Source organism: Sphingomonas sp. SORGH_AS_0879 (assembly GCF_030819175.1).
Lineage (GTDB): Bacteria > Pseudomonadota > Alphaproteobacteria > Sphingomonadales > Sphingomonadaceae > Sphingomonas.
Genome location: NZ_JAUTBJ010000002.1, coordinates 1,987,167 through 2,008,154 on the forward strand (window position 1 = coordinate 1,987,167; position 20,988 = coordinate 2,008,154).

Here is a 20,988-nt window from a genome sequence, read left to right on the forward strand (position 1 = left end):
AGGGGGTAAGGTGAACCCCCCTGTCTTCGTGGCGATCAGAAGCTGTACACGACCGAGGCGCGGGTGATCGTGTCGGTGGTCTGGCGACCGAGCGGTGGCTCGCTTTCATATTGGACGTTGTAGGAGAATTGCGCCGACAGCGGCCCGAACACCTTGGCGTTGAGCGACGAATTGGTGCCGACCGTGCTGTTGAACTTCTGGAGATAGGCGGACGCCGTCTGGTTGAACGAGATGGCGGGCGTCAGCTTCCAGGTGAAGTTCAGGTTGCCGCGTGCCGCCAGCGCGCTTTCGATCCGGGCGTCGGTGAATTCGGTGTGGCGGAATGCGGGGCCCAATTCGACGTCCAGCGTCATGTTGGGCTTGCGGATCGCGCTGTAACCCGCACCCGCCGAGGCCGATAAGCGGTTGAAATAGCCAAGGAACCGGTCGCTCTCATATTGCGCGGCGCCATAGACGTAGTTGTTGGCGTCCAGTTTGAAATTGGGCTCGTAGGACGCGACATAATGTTCGCGGCTGACGACCTTGAAGCTTTCCTGATAATCGCCCTGAAAGTGCAGCTTGTGCCGCCATTGCAGCCCTTCGCGGGTCAGGTCGACGATGCCGGTCAGGCCGATATTCTGGCTGTTGCCCGTCGTCGCGAAACCGCCCAGCTCGACCCGGCCATGCCACAGGTCGAAGAAGGTCGCCTCGCGGATCGTCCGGCTGCGGCTCGCGGTCTTTTCGTCGCGCCAGACATCGGCCATCGCGTCGATCGCGTCGGCCGCTTCGGGAACGGCATTGCGGGCATAGCGGACGACGGTGGTGATGTCGTTCTCGTTGCCGCTGGCGATCGCGGCCTCCAGCATCGCGCGGATCTGCGGCGGGATCAGCGCGGGGTCGGGGTCGTTCGGCTCGGCATTGGCCAGCAGGCCCAGCGCCATGGGGATCAGCAGCAGCCGCTTCGTCATGATGCGCGCCTTATGCCTTTCGCGACCCGGCGGGAATGGCGGCATCCCCATGCGGTGCGGCGAAATGCTCCGCGAAGACGACCAGCAGTTCCTCGTACAGCGCCTTCTTGAACGGTACGATCATCGCGGGCAGCGTCTCGGGCTCGCTCCAGCGCCAGGCGCGGAATTCGGGATGCTCGGTGTCGATGCGGATATCGCCGTCCTCGCCCAGGAAGCGGTAGAGGAACCAGATTTGCCGCTGGCCGCGCCATTTGCCCTTCCACACCTTGCCGATCATGTCTTCGGGCAGGTCGTAGGTCAGTTCGCGGGGGGCGCGGGCGATCAACTCGACCTTGTCTGCGGTGACGCCGGTCTCCTCGAACAGCTCGCGCAAGCCGGCGGCATCGGCGTCCTCGCCCGGATCGATCCCCCCTTGCGGAAGCTGCCAGGCCTCCAGCGTGGAATCGATCCGCTGTCCCACGAAGACGCGGCCGTCGCGGTTCATCAGGATGACGCCCGCGCAGGGGCGATAGGGGAGATCGGTCATCATCATTGTCCCATAGGGCGTGCCGCCACCGCCTCGGCGATCAGCGCGCGCAACGCAAGCAGGAATCCGGTCAGGTCAGCCACGCCCGAGGGGATCGCCTTGCGCAGCGTGGCGAAGCCGTGGATCGTGCCCCGAGCCTCGCGGAAACTGACAGCCACCCCGGCGCGGACGAGCGCGGCGGCATAGGCGCGGCCCTGGTCGCGGATCGGGTCGCACTCGGCGGTGACGATGACAGCGGGCGGCATGGCGGACAGATCGCCGCGCATCGGTGCCGCGCGCACATGCTGAAGGTCGGCGGCATAGCAGGCGACGAACCAGTCGAGCATCGCGCGGGTCAGGAAATGGCCGTCCGCGAAGTCGCGCAACGACGGATGCGCACGGCCCATATCGCTGGCGGGATAGAGCAGCCCCTGTGCCAGCACCGGCACCGCGGCGGGGCGGTCGCGCAAGGTCATCGCGGTCACCGTCGCCAGCGTTCCGCCCGCGCTGTCGCCCATCAGGACCAGCCCCGTGGTGCCGGGCTGTTCCGCCAGCCAGCGCGCCGCCGCCTCGCAGTCGTCCGGTGCGGCGGGCCAGACATGCTCGGGGGCCAGCCGATAGTCGAGCGAGACGACCGGCAGGTCGAGCGTCCGCGCGATCTCGGCGGCGAGCGGCGCATGGGTATCCACGTCACCCAGCACGAAACCGCCGCCATGCAGGAACAGCACGACCGGCCCCGCCGCCCGATCCTCACGCGGATCGAACAGCCGTGCGGGCATCGCACCGTCCGGCCCCTCGATGATGAAGCGGCGGTCTGTGCCCAGCGGCCCGATCGGCGGGTCGGTCAGGTCGCGGGCCGCGCGCATCATCGCCCGCGCGGCCTCCGGGCCCAGATCCTGCTGGGGCGGGCCGGGCAGTCGGTTGTAATAGCCGAGAAAGCGGGCGACATCGGCGCGCAACTCGGGTAGCGGGGCCGGGGCCCTCCTATCGCGGGTCATGGCACCCTAACTAGGGCGCATGATCCATGTCGTCCATCACCCGGCCTATGTGACCGAAGCTCCGGCCCGCTCCACCTATCGCTGGGGCAAGAATGGCGCGATCCGCGATCTGTTGCGGCAGGAGGGGGATGCGGTGGCCTGGACCGAACCCGCGCTGATGCCATCCGAATGGATCGAGGCGGTGCACGACCCCGATTATGTCGCCGAAGTGCTGGAGGCGCGCGTGCCGCCGGAGAAGACGCGGCGCATCGGCTTTCCGATCACCGAGCAGGTGGCGTACCGCGCGCGGGCGGTGCCGGGGGGAAGCTGGACCGCCGCGATGCTGGCGCTGCGGCACGGCTTCGCCGCCAATACAGCCGGGGGTAGCCATCATGCGCTGGCCAATACGGGGGCGGGCTATTGCATCTTCAACGACCTTGCGATCGCGGCGAACCGGCTGGTCGAGGAGGGGACGGTGGCCCGGGTCGCGATCGTCGATTGCGACGTGCATCAGGGCGACGGCACCGCCGCGCTGACCGCCGGGCGGAGCGATATCGTCACCTACTCCATCCATGCCGAGAAGAACTTCCCGGCGCGCAAGGCCCGCTCTACGCTGGATGTCGGACTGTCCGACGGGGTGGACGATGACGGCTATCTGGCGGCGCTGGACGCCACGCTCCGCCCCTTTCTGGACGAGCACCGGCCCGACATCATTCTGTATCAGGCGGGAGTCGATCCTTTTGTCGAGGATCGGCTGGGGCGATTGTCGCTGACCCGCGAAGGGCTGGTGGCGCGCGAAAATCTGATCGCCGACCTGGCGCTGGCGCGGGGGTTGCCGCTCGCGAGCACGGTGGGCGGCGGTTATGGCGACGATGTGATGGCGATCGCGGAGCGACACGTGACCGCCATACTGACGCTCGGCAAACGATTGGGCGTCAGGGAACCGGGGGACAAGCGAAGCGTAGCGCTGGGATGAATGCTGCCCCCCATATCCTGTGGTTTCGCCAGGATCTCCGCCTTCACGATCAACCCGCGCTGCTGGCGGCGGCGGCGGCGGGGCCGGTCGTTCCGGTCTATATCCTCGATGACGACACGCCCGGAGACTGGCGGATGGGCGCGGCGCAGCGTTGGTGGCTGCACCATAGCCTGACCGCGCTCGCCAAGGATCTGGAAGCGCTGGGCAGTCGCCTGATCCTGCGGCGCGGGCCGGCGGTGAAGACGCTCCAGGCTCTGATGAAGGAAAGCGGGGCGGAGGCGATCCACGCCATCCGCCATTACGAACCCTGGTGGCGCGCGGCGGAAGAGGAACTGGGCGAGGCGCTATGCCTGCAAGACGGCAATCATCTCGCCCGTCCCGAACTGGTCACGACCGGCGGCGGCAAGCCGTTCCGCATCTACTCCGCCTTCTGGAAGGGATTGCAGGGCCATCTGCCGCCCGAACACCCGCTCGACCCGCCCGAGGCGCTGACCGCGCCTGCGCATTGGCCGAAGAGCGAGACGCTGGCCGACTGGGCGCTGCTGCCCACCAAGCCCGATTGGTCGACCGGCTTCGATGCGGACTGGACGCCGGGCGAGGCGGCCGGGCGCGAGCGGATCGCGGATTTCGTCGCCAAGGCGACCGCCTATGACACGGCGCGCAACATGCCGTCGGAGGAGGGAAGCTCGCGCCTGTCGCCGCACCTGCATTTCGGCGAGGTGTCGCCCCGCGCCGTCTGGTACGCGCTCGACCGGCACGCCGATACCGAGACGTTCCGTAAGGAACTCGCGTGGCGCGACTTCACTGATGGCGTGGTGATGGCGCTGCCCGACTATGCCGATCGCAATGGGCGCGAGGCGTTCGATCGCCTGCCCTGGCGCAAGGGGAAGGAGGCGGATGCCGATCTGAAGGCCTGGCAAACGGGACGCACCGGTTATCCCATCGTCGATGCGGGGATGCGGCAGCTCTGGACGACCGGCTGGATGCACAACCGGGTGCGGATGATCGCCGCCTCGTTCCTCATCAAGCATCTGTTGATCGACTGGCGTGAGGGCGAGCGCTGGTTCTGGGACTGTCTGGTCGATGCGGACTACGGGAATAATTCGGTCAACTGGCAATGGGTCGCGGGGACGGGGATCGACGCGAATATGTTCGGCCGCATCATGGCCCCGCTCACCCAGTCGGAGAAGTTCGACGCGGGCGACTATATCCGCGAATGGGTGCCGGAATTAAGGAACCTGCCCGATGCCGCGATCCACGATCCGGATGTGGCGGGGTGTCGGCCCAAGGGCTATCCCGCCAAGATCATCGGCCATCGCGAAGGCCGCGAGCGGGCGCTGGCAGCGGGGAAGGCGGCGCGGGGATAGGCCGGGGCGTGCGCTTCGACTTCGCTCAGCGCGAACGGGGTGGGTGGCGTGACCCCAATTTCCATTCGGCATGAGTGTCGTCGAAGGCCGAGCGATGACCGGGATACTCGGCGGAGCGGAGCGCGTGCGCTTCGACTTCGCTCAGCGCAAACTGGGGTGGATGACTTGCCCCAACCCCCGTTCAGCCTGAGCGAAGTCGAAGGCCATGGGATGAGATCCGGCCTACCCGAAACACAAACGGCCAAGGCAAATCCTTACCGCTTCCGCCGACACGCATCCGAACAATAGACCACCTGTTCCCAATCCCGCGCCCATTTCTTGCGCCAGGTGAAGGGGCGCCCACAGGCCGGGCACGTCTTGCCCGGCAAATTCCGCTTGGCGACCCCATTGGGCATCAGCGGGGTTCGCCGTCCAGGAAGGCGGTGACGTCGGCCAGATCGACCGTCTTGTCGAGATAGGTCCGCCCGATTCCGCGTGCGAGAAGGAAGGGCAGGGTGCCCGCCGCCATCTTCTTGTCGTGCTTCATATGCTCGACCAACGTCGCCGACGGCGCATCGATCCCGGCGGCGGCGAGGCCGTCGGGCAGGCCGATGGCGCGCAGATGCGCCGCGACCCGCTCCGCATCCTGCCGCTCGCAAATTCCCTTGCGGACCGAATAGCGAAAGGCGAGCGCACAGCCCGCCGCGACGCCCTCGCCATGCAGCAGCCGATCGGAAAAACCAGCCTCCGCCTCCAGCGCATGGCCGAAGGTGTGGCCAAGGTTCAGGAGCGCGCGGATGCCGTTCGTCTCATGCTCGTCCGCCGCCACGATCCGCGCCTTGGCCGCGACCGAATGCGCGATGGCATGGACCCGCGCGTCCGCATCGCCCGCCAACAGCGCGGGCGCGTTCGCCTCGCACCATTCGAAAAAGGCGAAATCGTCGATCAGGCCGTATTTGACGACCTCCGCATAACCGGCGCGCACCTGGCGCGCGGGCAGCGTGTCGAGGACTTGCGGGTCGATCAGTACCATGGCGGGCTGGTGGAACGCGCCGATCAGGTTCTTGCCCGCCGAGGTGTTGATCGCGGTCTTGCCGCCCACCGACGAGTCTACCTGGGCCAGCAGCGTCGTCGGGATCTGGACGAAGCGGCATCCGCGCTTGACGATCGAACAGGCGAAGCCGACCAGATCGCCGATCACCCCGCCGCCCAGCGCGACGACATGATCCGACCGCTCCACCCCGCGTTCCAGCAACCGGTCGCAGACATGTTCCAGGATCGTCCAGCTCTTGGTCTTCTCGCCGGGGGGCAGGATGATCGCCTCGCTCTCCACCCCCGCGGCGGTCAGCGACGCCTGCAACGCTTCGAGGTGGGGGCGGACATTCTCGTCCGTCACGATCGCCATGCGCCGCCCGCGCGCCAGCGGGGCCAGCCATTCGGCGGCGCGGGGCAGCAGCCCGGCCTCGATATGGATGGGATAGCTGCGGTCGCCGAGCGACACGGTGACGGTCTTCATCGTCCGATGGCTTTCAATATGGCGTTGACGGTGGCCTCGTGGGGCCCGCGCTTGCTGGTGACGTGGATGGGGGCGAGGGCATAGATCGGGTTGCGGACCGCCGACAATTCGCGAAGCACCTTCAGCGGGTCCTTGCCGCGAAGGAGCGGGCGGGTGTCGCGCCGCCTGACCCGCTCGGCTAGCACCTCGGGCGTGGCGTTCAGCCAGATGGCGGTCGCCTGTTCCAGGATCAGCGCGCGCGTCTCGTCGTTGATGAACGCGCCGCCGCCGGTCGCGATCACTTTGGGCCGACCATCGACCAGCCGGGCGATGACCCGCCGTTCGCCGTCACGGAAATAAGGTTCGCCGAACTGGGCGAAGATTTCGGACACGCTCATGCCCGCGGCTTCCTCGATCGCGGTGTCGGCATCGACGAAGGGCAGGCGCAACCGATTCGCTAGGCGGCGGCCCACGGTCGACTTGCCCACGCCCATCAGCCCCACCAATACGATGGGCGACCCGTTCCAGCTTGCATCTACAGGGTTGTGGCTTTGCAACATTGCACTCTGCGCTATACAGCGGGCGCGCGCCCGGCAACACCGGCCGGGCTTTCACGGGTCCATTATAAGGTTTAGCGTTTCATGTCCCGTATGGTCGTTTCGCTCATCGTCCTCCTCGTCGTGATCGTCGGGGGGCTGTTCCTGCTCTCGGGCCGGGCGACCGAACGGCCGACGACTCAGGTCGAGAAGGCGGTCTCGCTTGGCAACCTGCAATAAGCGGAAGGCCGTTTTCCGCCATCTGCCCCGCGCCGTCGCGTTTCTGATGGTCGGGGCCGCCGCACTGGCGGCGGCGCAGGATCGGCCCGAATCGCTGCTTCCCCCGGGCTTCGGCCAGCCGAGCGCGCCGCCCAGTCCCCGGCCGACGCCGCGCGGCACGGCGACCCCGCGCGTGGCGCCGGGAACCGCGCCGACGCCGGTGGCCGTACCGACGCCCGCGCGGACCCCGGCCGATCCGGTCGGCGCGCTGATCGAATCGCTATCCACCCCGACGCCCACGCCGACCCCGTCGCCCAGCGCGACGATCGATCCGCATACGCTGGCGGAGTATGAACTCCCCGCCTCGGCACGGCGGTCGCTGGCGCTGGTCGGTCCTGCCGGTCCGCGCGAGGGCGCATTGGACCAGCGGGTGTTCGCGGGCGCGGACGGACGGGTCGCCGAGGCATTGATGCGGCGTTTGTCGGCCCCGCTGCCGTCGCGCTGGACCTCGATCCTGCTGCGCCGGACGCTGGCCGCGCAGATGATCACGCCGCGTGGCGTCAACGGCGCGGACTTCGCCGCCGAGCGCGCATGGCTGTTGCTCCGCATGGGCGAGGCGCAGGTGGCGCGCGCGGTCGTCCAGTCGGTCGATGTGGGCAACTACACCCCCAAACTCTATCAGGTCGGGATGAACGCGCTGCTCGCGTCGAGCGATCCGGCGGGGCTCTGCCCGCTCGCCGATGGCGGCGCCGCCGCCACCGGGCTGGGCGGCTACCGGGTGGCGCAGGGCATGTGCGCGGCGCTGTCGGGCGAGGCGGCGCGGGGCAGCGCCATCGTGCGGCAGGTCCGGCGTCAGCGTATCGCGGACGATTTCGACCTGAAGCTCGCCGAAAAGCTGATGGGGTCGAGCGCTGGGGGGCGTCGGGCGGTGTCGCTCGACTGGACCGGCGCGGATCGCCTGACGGTCTGGCGCTTCGGCCTCGCGACCGCGACCGGGCTGGGCGTGCCGCCCGAATATCTGTCCTATGCGGGCCCGCAGGTGCGCGGCTGGCTGGCGACCTCGCCCGCCGTTGCCGCCAGCGACCGGGCGAGCGTGATCGATCAGGCGGCAAGCATGGGCGTGCTGTCCAACGCCGCGTTGGTCGATTTCTATTCGGCGCTGGCGGACGACGACCAGGCCAGCCGGGCGTCGGGCGCGATCGGCAATGACCTGCGCAACGCCTATGCCGCCAATGACGAGGGGCAGCGGCTGTCCGCAATCCGTTCGCTCTGGGGCGATGGCGATCGCACGCCCTATGGCCGGTTGATCCTGACGGCGCGCGCGGTGGCGCGGCTGCCCGTGGTGTCGTCCGACGGCGATTCGGACCGGCTGGTCGCCTCGATGCTGTCCGCCGGGCTGGACCGGAGCGCGGCTCGCTGGCGCGGTGCCGTCAAGCAGGGCAGCGACGCCTGGGCGATGATCGAACTCAGCGACCCGGACCGGCAGGGGCAGGTCGGCTATAGCCAGGTCACGGCCTATGGCGGCAATGGCGACGCGCTGAAGCAGCGCCTGTTCTTCGCCGGCATGGCGGGGCTGGGCCGCTTGTCGCAGGGCGATACCGAACGCGGTGCCGAGGCGCTGGACGTGCGGATCGGGCAGCGCAACGCCTGGACCCAGGCGCTCGACCAGGCGGTGGCCGATGAGCAGACCGGCATGGTCGTGCTGCTCTGTGCGATCGGGATGCAGACCAACGACTGGCGTGGGGTGCCGCCCCAGGCGCTGTACCGGATCGTCCAGGCGCTGCGCTCGGTCGGGCTCGACACCGATGCGCGGATGATCGCGGCGGAGGCGATCGCGCGGGCATGATGTCTCGCGACGCCGCGCTCCTCGACCGGTTTCTGGAAATGATGGCGGCGGAGGCGGGCGCGGCGGGCAACACGCTGGCCGCCTATCGCTCGGACCTGCGGCTGGCGGGCGAGGCGATGGGCGGGCTGGCCGATGCGGACGAAGGCGCGCTTCAGGCGCTGGCCGATGGCTGGGCGCGGCTCGCCAATGCGACCGTCGCGCGCAAGGCGGCGGCGCTGCGCCGCTTCTATGCCTTTCTGCATGAGGAGGGGCTGCGCCAGGACGATCCCTCGACCGCCTTGCCGCGCCCCGGCCAGCGCCGGAGGCTGCCCAAGGTGCTGAGCCATGCCGATATCGACCGGCTGTTCGCCGCCATTGCCGAGCGGACCTCCATGCCGCATCCCTTGCCCAATGATCTGCGACTCGGGGCGCTGATCGAACTGCTTTACGGGTCGGGACTGCGCGCGAGCGAACTGGTCGCGCTGCCGCGCAACGCGGTCCATCCCGACCGGCCTTTCCTGATCCTGAAGGGCAAGGGCGGGGCGGAGCGGATGGTGCCGATCTCCGACCGCGCGCGCGCGGCGGTCGCCGCGTGGCGGAACCATGTACCCGCCGACACGCCATGGCTGTTTCCCGGCGGCAAGAAGCATCTGACCCGCATCCGCCTCTATCAATTGGTCAAGGCGCTGGCGGTGGAGGCCGGGATTCCGCCCGACCGGGTCAGCCCGCACGTGCTGCGCCACGCCTTTGCCACGCATCTGCTGGGCGGGGGGGCGGATTTGCGCGCGGTACAGGCGATGCTGGGCCATGCCGATATCGCCACCACCGAAATCTACACCCATGTCGAGGCGGCGCGATTGGTCGAACTGGTCAACGCACGCCACCCGCTCGTTGATTTTCGGAACAAGCGCCCTTAGGCGCTAGGCCCATGTCAACGACCTTCCTCGATTTCGAGAAACCGATCGCCGAGCTTCAGAGCCGGATCGACGAACTGCGCGACACGACCGCCGAAGGGACGGTCGATATCGGCGCGGAGATCGCCAAGCTTCAGGCCAAGTCGGACAAGCTGCTGCGCGACACTTTCGCCAGGCTGACCCCCTGGCAGAAGACTCAGGTAGCGCGCCACCCGCAGCGCCCGCACTTCAAGCATTATGTCGCCGGGCTGTTCGACGAATTCGTGCCGCTGGCAGGGGACCGCGCGTTCGGCGACGATCAGGCGATCATGGGCGGTTTCGCCCAGTTCCGCGGCCAGCGCGTGATGGTGCTGGGCCATGAAAAGGGCGAGGATACCGCCAGCCGCCTCCGTCACAATTTCGGCATGGGCAAGCCCGAGGGCTATCGCAAGGCGATCCGCCTGGTCGAGCTGGCCGACCGATTCGGCCTGCCCATCGTGACGCTGGTCGACACGTCCGGTGCGTTCCCCGGCATCCAGGCCGAAGAGCGTGGCCAGGCGGAGGCCATTGCGCGTTCGACCGAAGCCTGTCTGGCGGCGGGCGTGCCGGTCGTCTCGGCGATCGTCGGCGAGGGTGGCTCGGGCGGTGCGGTGGCGCTGGCGGCGGGCAACCGGGTGCTGATGTTCGAGCACGCCGTCTATTCGGTGATCTCGCCGGAGGGCTGCGCCTCGATCCTGTGGCGCACGGCGGACAAGGCGGCGGAAGCGGCCGAGGCGATGCGCGTCACGGCGCAGGATCTGAAGAGCTTCGGCGTCATCGACACCATCGTGCCCGAGCCGGTGGGCGGCGCCCATCGCGACCCGGCGGGCGCGATCACCAATCTCGGCGATGCGATCCAGAAGGCGCTGGGTGATCTGGGCGGCGTCGGTCGCGATGAGCTGAAGCGCGGTCGGGCCGCGAAGTTCCTGGCGATGGGTCGTCTTTAAGCGGATCGGGGACGGATGACGCCGCGCGCGTCATCCCGGACCTTGCCGGGGCGGCGCCGTAACGCGCGAACATTTCGACAGGCCCCAGACAAAACTTCGGTCGCTGGTGACGATCGCATCACCGCGATCGGTCGGGCGGGGGATATCTCGACCCGTTGCTCTGTCTTAAAAAACACTTCGGCCGGATTGCGTGCTGTCCGTAAAGGCGCAATCCGACCGAAGGGAATTTCCGCAATGTGGCGGACCCGGGCTGAACCGATGGCGACGACGTCAAGCCATGCGGTCAGCCCACCGGATCAGCCCGTCGGATTCGCCAGCTTGCCGCTGATGTTGTTGAACGAGGTGTTCAGCTGGGTACCGAGACCCTTCATGGCGCCGATGGCGGCGACGGCGATCAGGGCTGCGATCAGGCCATATTCGATGGCCGTCGCACCCTTGTTGTTCTTCAACATCTTGCGGATCGTCTTCATTCCGGTCTCCGTTGTCTCTAGTGCTTTGTCGATCACCCGGCTGAGCCGGAGAGCCGGATCAGCTTCGGGCCATTTAAGCGCTAAGTGGTTGACGAAGGCTTAAGTTTGCAGCCTTCGTCATGAAATCTAACCGGTGGCGTTCTGGAGGTGATCGGTCAGCGTCTGCATGACGCCTTGCAGGCTTATCCCCAGTTGAGACAGGCCCACGATCAGGACCAGCATGATGCTGGCGATGATGAGGCCATATTCCACAGCGGTCGCGCCGCGCGTATCGGCGCAAACACGTCGCATGGTGCGGAGGATCGTGAACGCTTTCATGGTGTCACCGGCATAAGGGGGAAGAGTTAAGAAATGGTCGATAGAGCCGAAGCGGAGCCGATCGCGGCCACGCCTCTGTTTCCCGTCGTGGCCGCGGCCCTGGTCGATGAAGCAGGACGGGTCCTGCTGCAACAGCGTCCGGCGGGAAAGAGTTTGGCCGGGCTGTGGGAGTTTCCGGGGGGCAAGATCGAGTCGGGGGAAAGTCCGGAGGCGGCGCTGATCCGCGAACTTCACGAGGAACTGGCGATCACGGTCGAGCCCGTCGCCTTGGAGCCCGCCGGGTTCGCGACCGAGCCGCTGCCCGGTCGCCATCTCCTGCTGCTTCTCTATGTCATACGACGCTGGTCGGACACGCCGGTCGCGCTGGAGGCGGACGGCCTGATCTGGTGCGAGCCGGCGGCGATGGACGCATGGCCCATGCCGCCCGCCGATGTACCGCTGGTCCGCCAGCTTAGCGCCTACCTTGCCGACAGCACCAGTTGCGTCGGCGACGTGGACAGCGGAACGCTGTAACCGCCGCGCTCCATCATGCCGCGATCGGGGCGATAGGTCCGGCCACCGGGCGTCGTCGTCTCGACGAACAGCCGCGCTGTCGGTGTCGCGGGATCGGCGGGGTCCAGGGTCAGGCGAACCGTCCGCGTCGCCGGATCATAATCGACCGCCGCGATCTTGCCCGCTTCCAGCGTCAGCCAGAGTCCGGCGGGCGCGACGAAGAAGCGGCTGCGCGCTCCGTCGCGTGGCTCGACATGGATCGTACCGCCGCTCTGCGACAGATTGCCGCCATAGCTCAGCCAGCCGAGCGCGGGGTCGTCGACCAGATAGGTCGCCGCCGCATAGGCATGGCCGAAAAAGCCCATGCCGTAGTCGCCGCTATACGGGTCCCACTCCATCCGGTCGGGCCAGCTATGGAAGGCCGCCGAAGAGGCGCCCTGCTGATCGATATTGGTAATCCCGCCGAGCAGCCCGCCATAGGCGACGCGCAGCAAATGCGTGTCGCGCGGATCGCGGCGGAAGGAATCGAACAGCGGAATGGCGTTCAGCGTCGATCCGTAATGATGGATCTGCCGCTCCAGCCGGGGATATTTGCCGCCGTAGAGAAAGTCCCAATAGCGGCGCGCATTGCCGTTATAGCCCCAATGCGGGATCGACGGGTCATAGCCCAGTATCACCTCGCGCGTGACGTCCGCCTGCGGTCCGTATCCGAAATAGCGCATCCAGGCATAGACTTCCGCCTGGCCGGTCGAGTCCCAGGCCATCTCGCTACCGAACGGATATTTCAGGGTGCGCCAATGGTCCGCGCGCCCCTTCATCAGCCGCTCGACCCCGTCCGCCTTGGTCGTCCAGCCTTCGCGTTTCAGGTCGGTCAGGATGTCGACGAAGACATCGCCCTCCATCAACCCGAACTGCGCATAATGCGGCGCGTCGCGCATCATCGCGACGATGGTTTGATAGGCATGGTCGAGATACCAGTCCCAGCCATGCACCTTGGTCATGCCGGGATGGTTGCGGGCGATGCGGTACAGCACCCAATGCCCCGCCGCGACATGGGGGTAGTTATAGGCGCGACCCAGATCGTCGGCCTGATCCTTCTTCCATGAGGTCCAGCTCTGCCAGTCCTTGGCGGGCTGATAGCGATCGGGGAAGGCGGCGGGGTCGTAATAGAACAGGCTCTTCTTCACCCCGCCCGCATGGGGGCCGTCGGCGACCTGGAGGCGGCCGACCACCGTCTTGTCGACCAGCTGCTCGATCCGCGCGATCTCGGCGGCATCGGGATTGTCGAGCTGCTTCATCACCGCCGCGACCCAGCTTCCCGCGCCGCCCTCGTCGCTCATTCCCGAAATCCAGACGCGGGGATCGTCGGTGACGATCCGGTTCGCCTCGCGGTCATAGGTCAGGATGGCGGGGGAGCGGCCAAAGGGGTCGCCCTTGCCCTCGAACCACTGTCGCGTGGTCGAGAAGCGGCCCAGATCGGCCATGGTCCGCTCGAGCGGCTTGGTGACGAAATACTGCACCGTCTGGACGCTGCCATCGGCATAGTTGAGGGTCAGGCGCGCGCGGCCCCATCGCCGTCCGCGCACCGACAGCCTGGTCCAGCCGGGCTTGCCGGTCTGGCGCGTCACCTCCAACGCACCCGCCGGATAGCTGGCGATGTTGGTGATGGCGGAGGCTGCGCGGACGAACAGCGTGGCGTCGAGGTCGGTCGGTACGACATAGCCGGGCACGCCGACCACCACCGGGCGCGCCTGCGCCGTCAGCGTTTGCTCTATCCCGCGAATGCTGGGCGAGGCGGCGAAGCGCAGGCCGATCTGGCGGCTCTCGCCCGGCGCCAGGCGGAAGCTGGTCGCCTCGTTCCAGGGTTGCCCCGCCTTGGCCCAGTCGGTCCGGGCATAGGCCGCGCTGGCGACCGTCCAGTCGTAAAATCCTTCCGAGGTCTGCGCACGCGGGCTCGCCTCCACGATCACCGCCTTGCCGCCTGTCTCCCGCATCGTCGGGACGGGGACATAGGCCTCTAGCGGAGTGTTCCGCTCGGGCAGGACCAGCAGCGCGGGGCCCGCGCCGTTCAGGCGAGTGACCTGAACATAGCCCGCATCCTGCCCGATATAGGGATCGGCGAAGCTCGCCTGGGCATGGGCCTGTTCCAGCGTGCGATCGGAGATGATGTTGTCGAACACCATCGGCATACCCAGTCCGCCGACCTCCACCGGATCGCGCGATGCGTTGGTCAGGATGAAGCGCAGGGCGGGCACGCCCCCTTCATTCACCCATTCGCGGGTGATGCGCAGCGGCAGGCCGGTGCCCATCGTCGCGGTGATGTCCGCCGCCGCCAGCACCTTGCCGCGCGCCGGGAGAGGCCGCACCGGCTTGCGGTCGCGAGAGGAGGAATAATCCTGCCACGGTCCCGCGCGGGTGCGGAGCCGCAGATGGATATCGCCCAAGTGATTATAGCCATTGCCCGCCCGCTCCTTCGACCGGCCGACCGGGAGGAAATCGAAGCCCGGCGTGCCGATGGGCGACAGGCTGCGCGCCGTCTGGCTGGCCGGGTCGAGCCGCAGGCGGAACGCGCCGACACGTAAGGTGGATGTGGCGGAACGCGTCGGAACCGCGCGGCGCTTGGGCGTTTCCGCCGACCCCGCGCCCTGCCAGGCCGCCGCCATCGACAGGGTCGCCAACGTGACCGGCAGGATCCGCAAGATCTTGTGACGCATCGAAATTCTCTCCCTATCGGGGTTCGCCGCGCCGCTATTCGTCACGATTGACCCCCATGTCATCGCCCGATATGGTATACAGTATAGGCTGGAGAGCAAGATGCTGCGGACAAATAGACGCGATTGGATGCGGGGAGCGGCGACGGCCGCATTACTGGGTGCGGCACCCCGTGCGGTGGCGGCGGGCGCCTCGATATTGCCGTCCAAGGCGGAGCCTCTGCCGCTGACGGCGGTACGGCTGCGCCCCTCGGTCTATGCGACCGCGGTGGAGACCAACCGCCGCTATCTCTATCGCCTGAGCCCCGACCGGCTGCTCCACAATTTCCGCGTCTATGCGGGGCTGGAGGCCAAGGCGCCCATCTATGGCGGGTGGGAAAGCGACACGATCGCGGGCCATACGCTGGGCCATTACATGTCGGCGCTGGTGCTGACCTGGCAGCAGACGGGCGATCCCGAGATGCGCCGCCGCGCCGATTACATCGTGACCGAACTGGCCGAGGCGCAGGACAAGCGCGGCAATGGCTATGTCGGCGCGCTGGGGCGCAAGCGGCCCGACGGCAAGGTCGTCGATGGCGAGGAAATCTTCCCCGAGATCATGGCAGGCAAAATCAAGTCGGGCGGCTTCGACCTGAACGGAAGCTGGTCACCGCTCTACACGGTGCACAAGCTGTTCGCGGGGCTGCTCGACATTCATGGCGGCTGGGGCAACGCCCAGGCGCTGGACGTCGCGGTCAAGCTGGGCGGCTATTTCGCGCGGGTCTTCGCCGCGCTGGACGATGCCCGGCTGCAAGAGGTGCTGGGTTGCGAATATGGCGGGCTGAACGAGAGTTTCGCCGAACTCTATCAGCGGACGAACGACCGCCAGTGGCTGGTGCTGGCCGAGCGCATCTATGACCGCAAAGTGCTCGACCCGCTGGTGGCGGGGGAGGACAAGCTCGCCAATTTCCACGCCAATACGCAGGTGCCCAAGCTGATCGGGCTGGCGCGTATCCATGAGATCACCGGCAAGGCCGAACCGGCCAAGGGCGCCAGCTTCTTCTGGGAAAGGGTGACCGGGCATCACAGCTATGTCATCGGCGGGAACGCCGACCGGGAATATTTCTCCGCTCCCGACACGATTGCGCGCCACATCACCGACCAGACGTGCGAGCATTGCAACACCTATAACATGATGAAGCTGACCCGGCATCTGTACGGGTGGAAGCCGGATGGGCGGCTGTTCGACTATTATGAACGCGCGCATCTGAACCATGTCATGGCGGCGCAACATCCGGAGAATGGCGGCTTCACCTATATGACGCCGCTGATGTCGGGGGCGGCGCGCAGCTTCTCCTCGACCGCCGACGATGCCTTCTGGTGCTGTGTCGGCTCGGGGATGGAGGCGCATGCCAAGCATGGCGAGTCCATCTTCTGGCAGGGCGGAGAGACGCTGTTCGTCAATCTCTACATCCCCTCGGAAGCGCGTTGGGAAAAGCGGGGGGCGCTGGTGACGCTCGACACCGCCTATCCGATGGAGGGGAGCAGCGTCGTGACCTTCACCCATCTGGCGCGGCCGGGGCGTTTCCCGCTGGCGCTGCGCGTGCCGGGCTGGACGAACGGACAGGCGGAGATTTCGGTCAACGGCCAGCCGGTCACGCCGGTGATGGAGCGCGGCTATGCCGTGGTCGATCGCCGTTGGAAGGCGGGGGACAAGGTGGAAATCCGCCTGCCGCTCGAATTGCGGCTGGAGACCACGCCGGGCGATGATACGGTCGTCGCGGTGGTGCGTGGGCCGATGGTGATGGCCGCCGACCTCAGCCCTTCGGAAACGCCGTGGGATGCGCCCGACCCGGCGATGGTCGGGGCCAATCCGCTGGCGTCCTTCACCGCCGCCGATGCGGCCAAGCCGCGCTATGCGGTGGGCGATGCGTTCCGCCCTAGGGGGCTGACCTTCGTTCCCTTCTACAGCCAGTATGACCGACGCAGCGCCGTCTATTTCAAACGCTTCACAGAAAGCGGCTGGAAGGCGGAGGAGGCCAATTACCTCGCCGAACAGGCGGCGGCGCGCGATGTCGCGGCCCGCTCGGTCGACGTCATGTATCTGGGCGAGATGCAGCCCGAGCGTGACCATGGGCTGACCTCGGATATTTCCTATCCGGTCTCCTATCTCGGCAAGCAGGGGCGCGATGCCCGCTCGGGCGGCTATTTCGAGTTCACCATGGCGGTGCGGCCAGGCCCGCTGATCCTACAGGCGACCTATTGGGGCGAGGAGCGCGCGCGCGACTTCGACATATTGGTCGACAATGTGAAGATCGCGACCCAGCATCTGGAGAATGACAAGCCGGGCAAGTTCTTCAACGTCGACTATCCGCTGGCCGAAGCCCTGACCAAGGGGAAGAAGAACGTCCGCATCCGCGTGGTGCCGCACGACCGCAGCACTGCCGGACCGATCTTCGGCATGCGCCTGTTCACCGCGAAGAAGGCGACGACCGCGTGACCGGTATCCGCATGACGCTGGACGAATTGCGGACGCTCGCCCGTGCCAAGCTGCTGGGCGCGGGGCTTGCCCCCGCTCATGCCGAGGCGGTGGCGGAGACGATGGTGGCGGGCGAGCGGGACGGTTGCGCCTCGCACGGGATCTACCGCCTGCTGGTCGCGGTTTCCAGCATCGACAAGGGCGTCGTCGTGCCCGATGCCGAACCGGTCCTGTCCGAACCGGCGCGTGCGCTGGTGCGGGTCGATGGCGGCGGCGGCTTCGCGCAACTCGCCTTCCAGACCGGCAAGTCGATGCTGGTCGAAAAGGCCAAGGCGAATGGTATCGCGGCGCTGGCGCTCAACAATGTCGTCCATTTCGCCGCGCTCTGGCCCGAGGTTGAGGAACTGGCCGAGGCGGGGTTGGTCGCCTTGGCCTTCACCCCCAGCCATGCCTGGGTCGCGCCGTCGGGCGGGGCGGAGCCGGTGTTCGGCACCAACCCGATCGCCTTTGGCTGGCCACGCCCCGATGGCCCGCCCTTCGTCTTCGACTTCGCGACGAGCATGGTCGCGCGGGGTGAGATCGAGCTTCACCGGCGCGCGGGCAAGTCGGTTCCCGACGACTGGGGCGTGGATGCGGACGGCCATGCGACGACCGATCCGGCTGCGATCCTGTCGGGCGCGATGCGGACCTTTGGCGGGCATAAGGGATCGGCGCTGGCGGCGATGGTCGAGCTGCTCGCCGGGCCGCTGATCGGCGACATGACCAGCCGCGAGTCGATCGAATGGGACGCGGGTCGGGGCGGTTCGCCCTTGGGTGGCGAGCTGATCATCGCCATCGATCCCAAGGGCTTTCTGGGCGATCTTCTGCCGGAGCATCAGGCGCGGGCGGAGGCGATGTTCGGGGCGATCACGGAGCAGGGGGCGCGTCTGCCCTCGGCGCGCCGCTATGCCGCGCGGGCGGTGTCACTGGTCGAGGGGGTGGAGATTTCCCCCGACCTGCACCGCGACGTGAGGGCGCTGAACGGTTGAAAAAGGGAAATCGAGCATGACGAACCGGACCATGATGCTGCTGACCGGTGTGGCGCTGGCGATCCTGCCGGTCGGGATCGCCGATGCGAAGGTCGCGGCTCCGGCGCGGTCGGGCAAGACGGTGGCGAAGGCGGGAGAGACGGCGGCGGACGCCCGCTTCCGCACGCTGGCGGAGGCGGAGTATAAATGGCGGATCAGCCAGAGCGCCGCCGATGATGACAGCGGCAGCGCCGGTTCGCGCAAGCTCCCCGATGTCGGCCCCGCCGCCCAGGCCGCGCGGCTGGCGCGGTGGGAGGCGACGGCCAAGGCGCTGGAGGCGATCGATCCCGCCGGCCTCTCGCCCGATATCCGCACCGATTACATGGTCTATCGCGGTCAGATCGACGCGCTGCTCGCCGCCCAGCGGTTCCGCGAATATGAAAAGCCGTTGAACGCCGACACCAGCTTCTGGGGCAATCTGGCGAGCTGGGCGCGGGGCAGCTTCACCAAGGAAAGCCAGTATCGCGACTATATCGCCATGCTGCACCAGATGCCGCGCTATTTCGATCAGCAGATCGCGAATATGCGCGCCGGGCTCGACCGGGGCTTCACCGTGCCGCGCGTCACATTGAAGGGGCGGGACATCGGCGTTGCGCAGGTGATCGATGCGGGAGCGGGCGAGGGCCAGCCCTTCTACGAACCGTTCAAGACGATGCCCGCCAATATGGCCCCCGCGACGGCGGCGGCGCTGAGGGCCGAGGCGAAGGCGGCGATCCGCGACGATGTGCTGCCCGCGCATCAGCGGCTGCTGACCTTCCTGCGCAACGACTATATGCCGCGCGCGCAGGTCAGCACGGCGGCCTATGACCTGCCCGATGGCAAGGCCTATTACCGGTCCAAGATTCGTGAATATGTGACCGCCGACATGACGCCCGAACAGGTCCACGCCATCGGCCTGTCGGAGATGCAGCGCATCCGCGCGCGGATGGACGGCGTAATGAAGGAAGTGAAGTTCAAGGGTGACTTCCCCGCCTTCCTGACCTTCCTGCGGACCGACCCGCAATTCTACGCCAAGACGCCGCAGGACCTGCTCGACCGGGCGGCCTGGCTCGCCAAGAGTTTCGACGGGATCGCGTCGGACTGGTTCGGACGCCTGCCGCGCAGCCGATTCGCGATCAAGCCGGTGCCCGCCGACCTCGCGCCCTTCTACACCGCCGGGCGTGGCGGGACGGGCATCTATCTGGTCAACACCTATGACCTGCCGTCGCGCTCGCTCTATGCGCTGCCCGCGCTGACCCTGCACGAAAGCGCGCCGGGTCATGCGTTCCAGATGCCGCTCGCCGCCGAGAACAAGGACCTGCCCGCCTTCCGCCGCGACAGCTATCTGTCAGCCTATGGCGAGGGCTGGGCGCTCTATTGCGAGGCGTTGGGCGAGGATATGGGTTTCTACAAGACGCCCTATGACCGGTTCGGCATGCTGTCCTATCAGGCGTGGCGCGCCGCGCGGCTGGTCGTCGATACCGGCATCCACGCCATGGGCTGGAGCCGGGAAAAGGCGCAGGCCTATCTCCACGACAATACCGCGCTGTCGGATCATGAGATCGAAACCGAGGTCGATCGCTATATCGCCTGGCCGGGACAGGCGCTGTCCTATTATATGGGGCAGCTCGCCTTTCAGCGGGCGCGGGCCAAGTCGGAAAAGGCCTTGGGGGCGAAGTTCAATATTCGCGCCTGGCACGATGCGATGCTGCAACTGGGATATGTGCCGCTCGGCGTGATCGACCAGCGGAACGACCGCTTCATCGCAGAGGGCGGCAAGGGGCCTTATCCCGATGAGGAATGACGATTGACCTGAGGCAAGCGCCGCGCTAAACAGTATACGATATCTAAAACAATAGCAGGAAGACAGATTGTGAGCATCGGCTGGCGCGGCGTATTCCCCGCAGTGACGACCCAAATCCGGGAAGATCTGTCGATCGACCTCGCCGATACGCAGCGCGTCGTCGACGACCTGATCCGCGACGGCGTGACCGGCGTGATCGCGCTGGGCACGGTCGGCGAGAACAACTCGCTCGACTATGATGAGAAGGTCATGGTGCTGACCGGGATCGTCGAGGCGGTGGCGGGCCGCGTGCCGGTCATCACCGGCGTGTCCGAGTACGACACCCGCCGCGCGGTCCGTTACGCGCAGGCCGCCGAAAAGGCCGGTGCCGACGGCCTGATGCTGCTGCCGCCGATGGTCTATGTGCCCAAGGCGCATGAGCTGGTGAACCACTTCAAGGGCGTGGCGGACCAGACCGGCCTGCCGATCATGCTCTATAACAACCCGCCCGCCTATCGCACGGTCATCGACCAGACGGTGCTGGAAGCGCTGGTCGATGTGAAGAACATCGTCGCGGTCAAGGAATCGGCCCCCGACACGCGCCGCTTCACCGATTTCCGCAACGCGTTCGGCGATCGCTACACCCTGTTCGCCGGGTTGGACGATGTGGCGCTGGAGGGGCTGTACCTCGGCGCTCAGGGTTGGGTCTCGGGCCTGACCAACGCCTTTCCGAAGGAGTCGGTCGAACTGGTCGCGGCGTTCGATCGCGGCGATCATGCCAAGGCGATGGAAATCTATCGCTGGTTCATGCCGCTCCTCCACCTCGATGCCGAGCATGATCTGGTCCAGTCGATCAAGCTGGCCGAGCAGGTCATGGGGCGCGGTTCGGAGCGCGTGCTGCCGCCGCGCTACGTGCTGGAAGGCGAGCGCCGCGCCGAGGTGATCGCGATGGTCGAAAAGGCCGCCGCGACCCGTCCGACGCTGGGCCAGGCCAAGGCCGCCTGA

General features: G+C 67.2%; 20 protein-coding genes. 11 read left to right on the forward strand and 9 right to left on the reverse strand.

Annotated elements, in window-relative coordinates:
• Positions 1-35: 35 nt before the first annotated feature.
• From QE379_RS10090 to QE379_RS10100, 3 genes are read right to left on the reverse strand one after another with little or no spacing between them, the layout of a single operon-like run.
• Complete coding sequence (locus tag QE379_RS10090; protein ID WP_307000102.1) at positions 36-947, reverse strand: YdiY family protein; 912 nt, start codon at positions 945-947, stop codon at positions 36-38.
• Between the two features lie 10 nt (positions 948-957).
• A complete protein-coding gene (locus QE379_RS10095; RefSeq protein WP_307003163.1) occupies positions 958-1,473 on the reverse strand; it encodes an RNA pyrophosphohydrolase in 516 nt (171 codons plus the stop codon).
• 2 nt (positions 1,474-1,475) lie between these two features.
• Entirely contained in the window at positions 1,476-2,450 is a 975-nt protein-coding gene (locus tag QE379_RS10100; RefSeq protein WP_307000104.1) for an alpha/beta hydrolase, read from the reverse strand.
• Between the two features lie 19 nt (positions 2,451-2,469).
• On the opposite strand from QE379_RS10100, the gene QE379_RS10105 reads away from it, so the two are divergent.
• Together QE379_RS10105 and QE379_RS10110 are read left to right on the forward strand one after the other, a co-directional pair.
• Complete coding sequence (locus QE379_RS10105) at positions 2,470-3,405, forward strand: histone deacetylase (RefSeq protein ID WP_307000106.1); 936 nt, start codon at positions 2,470-2,472, stop codon at positions 3,403-3,405.
• Positions 3,402-4,772: a deoxyribodipyrimidine photo-lyase gene (locus QE379_RS10110; protein ID WP_307000108.1), complete on the forward strand. Its 1,371-nt coding sequence runs from the start codon at positions 3,402-3,404 to the stop codon at positions 4,770-4,772. The genes QE379_RS10105 and QE379_RS10110 overlap by 4 nt, the downstream gene beginning before the upstream one ends.
• Positions 4,773-5,026: 254 nt before the next feature.
• On the opposite strand, the gene QE379_RS10115 is transcribed toward QE379_RS10110, so the two are convergent.
• From QE379_RS10115 to QE379_RS10125, 3 genes are read right to left on the reverse strand one after another with little or no spacing between them, the layout of a single operon-like run.
• Positions 5,027-5,167 (reverse strand): DUF2256 domain-containing protein, encoded by a 141-nt coding sequence (locus QE379_RS10115; protein WP_307000110.1) that lies wholly within the window; start codon positions 5,165-5,167, stop codon positions 5,027-5,029.
• Complete coding sequence (gene aroB, locus QE379_RS10120) at positions 5,167-6,267, reverse strand: 3-dehydroquinate synthase (RefSeq protein WP_307000112.1); 1,101 nt, start codon at positions 6,265-6,267, stop codon at positions 5,167-5,169. Before aroB ends, QE379_RS10115 begins: the two co-directional genes overlap by 1 nt.
• Positions 6,264-6,806: a shikimate kinase gene (locus QE379_RS10125; protein ID WP_267432595.1), complete on the reverse strand. Its 543-nt coding sequence runs from the start codon at positions 6,804-6,806 to the stop codon at positions 6,264-6,266. The genes aroB and QE379_RS10125 overlap by 4 nt, the downstream gene beginning before the upstream one ends.
• A gap of 90 nt (positions 6,807-6,896) precedes the next feature.
• Here QE379_RS10125 and QE379_RS10130 point away from each other — a divergent pair, with 90 nt between their 5' ends.
• From QE379_RS10130 to QE379_RS10145, 4 genes are read left to right on the forward strand one after another with little or no spacing between them, the layout of a single operon-like run.
• Positions 6,897-7,022 (forward strand): hypothetical protein, encoded by a 126-nt coding sequence (locus QE379_RS10130; protein WP_307000114.1) that lies wholly within the window; start codon positions 6,897-6,899, stop codon positions 7,020-7,022.
• Positions 7,006-8,847 carry a hypothetical protein gene (locus QE379_RS10135; RefSeq protein WP_307000116.1) on the forward strand — a complete coding sequence of 614 codons (1,842 nt, stop codon included), beginning with the start codon at positions 7,006-7,008 and terminating at the stop codon, positions 8,845-8,847. The genes QE379_RS10130 and QE379_RS10135 overlap by 17 nt, the downstream gene beginning before the upstream one ends.
• Positions 8,847-9,743, forward strand: coding sequence for a tyrosine-type recombinase/integrase (locus QE379_RS10140; RefSeq protein ID WP_307003164.1), 897 nt, complete (start codon positions 8,847-8,849; stop codon positions 9,741-9,743). The genes QE379_RS10135 and QE379_RS10140 overlap by 1 nt, the downstream gene beginning before the upstream one ends.
• A gap of 11 nt (positions 9,744-9,754) precedes the next feature.
• Entirely contained in the window at positions 9,755-10,705 is a 951-nt protein-coding gene (locus QE379_RS10145) for an acetyl-CoA carboxylase carboxyltransferase subunit alpha (protein WP_307000118.1), read from the forward strand.
• A 296-nt stretch (positions 10,706-11,001) separates the two neighbouring features.
• Here QE379_RS10145 and QE379_RS10150 read toward each other — a convergent pair whose 3' ends face one another.
• Together QE379_RS10150 and QE379_RS10155 are read right to left on the reverse strand one after the other, a co-directional pair.
• Positions 11,002-11,175, reverse strand: coding sequence for a Flp family type IVb pilin (locus QE379_RS10150; RefSeq protein ID WP_307000120.1), 174 nt, complete (start codon positions 11,173-11,175; stop codon positions 11,002-11,004).
• A 126-nt stretch (positions 11,176-11,301) separates the two neighbouring features.
• On the reverse strand, positions 11,302-11,493 hold the full coding sequence (locus QE379_RS10155) for a Flp family type IVb pilin (protein WP_307000122.1): 192 nt from the start codon (positions 11,491-11,493) through the stop codon (positions 11,302-11,304).
• 33 nt (positions 11,494-11,526) lie between these two features.
• Between QE379_RS10155 and QE379_RS10160 the strand changes: the two genes are divergently transcribed.
• A complete protein-coding gene (locus QE379_RS10160; RefSeq protein ID WP_307000125.1) occupies positions 11,527-12,006 on the forward strand; it encodes a (deoxy)nucleoside triphosphate pyrophosphohydrolase in 480 nt (159 codons plus the stop codon).
• Here the strand turns inward: QE379_RS10160 and QE379_RS10165 are convergent.
• Positions 11,952-14,699 (reverse strand): DUF5695 domain-containing protein, encoded by a 2,748-nt coding sequence (locus tag QE379_RS10165; protein ID WP_307000127.1) that lies wholly within the window; start codon positions 14,697-14,699, stop codon positions 11,952-11,954. The two genes, QE379_RS10160 and QE379_RS10165, sit on opposite strands and share 55 nt — an antisense overlap.
• Positions 14,700-14,799: 100 nt before the next feature.
• Between QE379_RS10165 and QE379_RS10170 the strand changes: the two genes are divergently transcribed.
• The 4 genes from QE379_RS10170 to QE379_RS10185 all read left to right on the forward strand — a co-directional run bounded on the left by QE379_RS10170 (position 14,800) and on the right by QE379_RS10185 (position 20,988).
• A complete protein-coding gene (locus QE379_RS10170; RefSeq protein WP_307000130.1) occupies positions 14,800-17,175 on the forward strand; it encodes a glycoside hydrolase family 127 protein in 2,376 nt (791 codons plus the stop codon).
• A gap of 11 nt (positions 17,176-17,186) precedes the next feature.
• A complete protein-coding gene (locus QE379_RS10175; RefSeq protein ID WP_307003165.1) occupies positions 17,187-18,182 on the forward strand; it encodes an Ldh family oxidoreductase in 996 nt (331 codons plus the stop codon).
• Between the two features lie 16 nt (positions 18,183-18,198).
• Positions 18,199-20,004, forward strand: a complete 1,806-nt coding sequence (locus QE379_RS10180) for a DUF885 family protein (protein WP_307000131.1) — start codon at positions 18,199-18,201, stop codon at positions 20,002-20,004.
• A 69-nt stretch (positions 20,005-20,073) separates the two neighbouring features.
• Positions 20,074-20,988, forward strand: coding sequence for a dihydrodipicolinate synthase family protein (locus tag QE379_RS10185; RefSeq protein WP_267432605.1), 915 nt, complete (start codon positions 20,074-20,076; stop codon positions 20,986-20,988).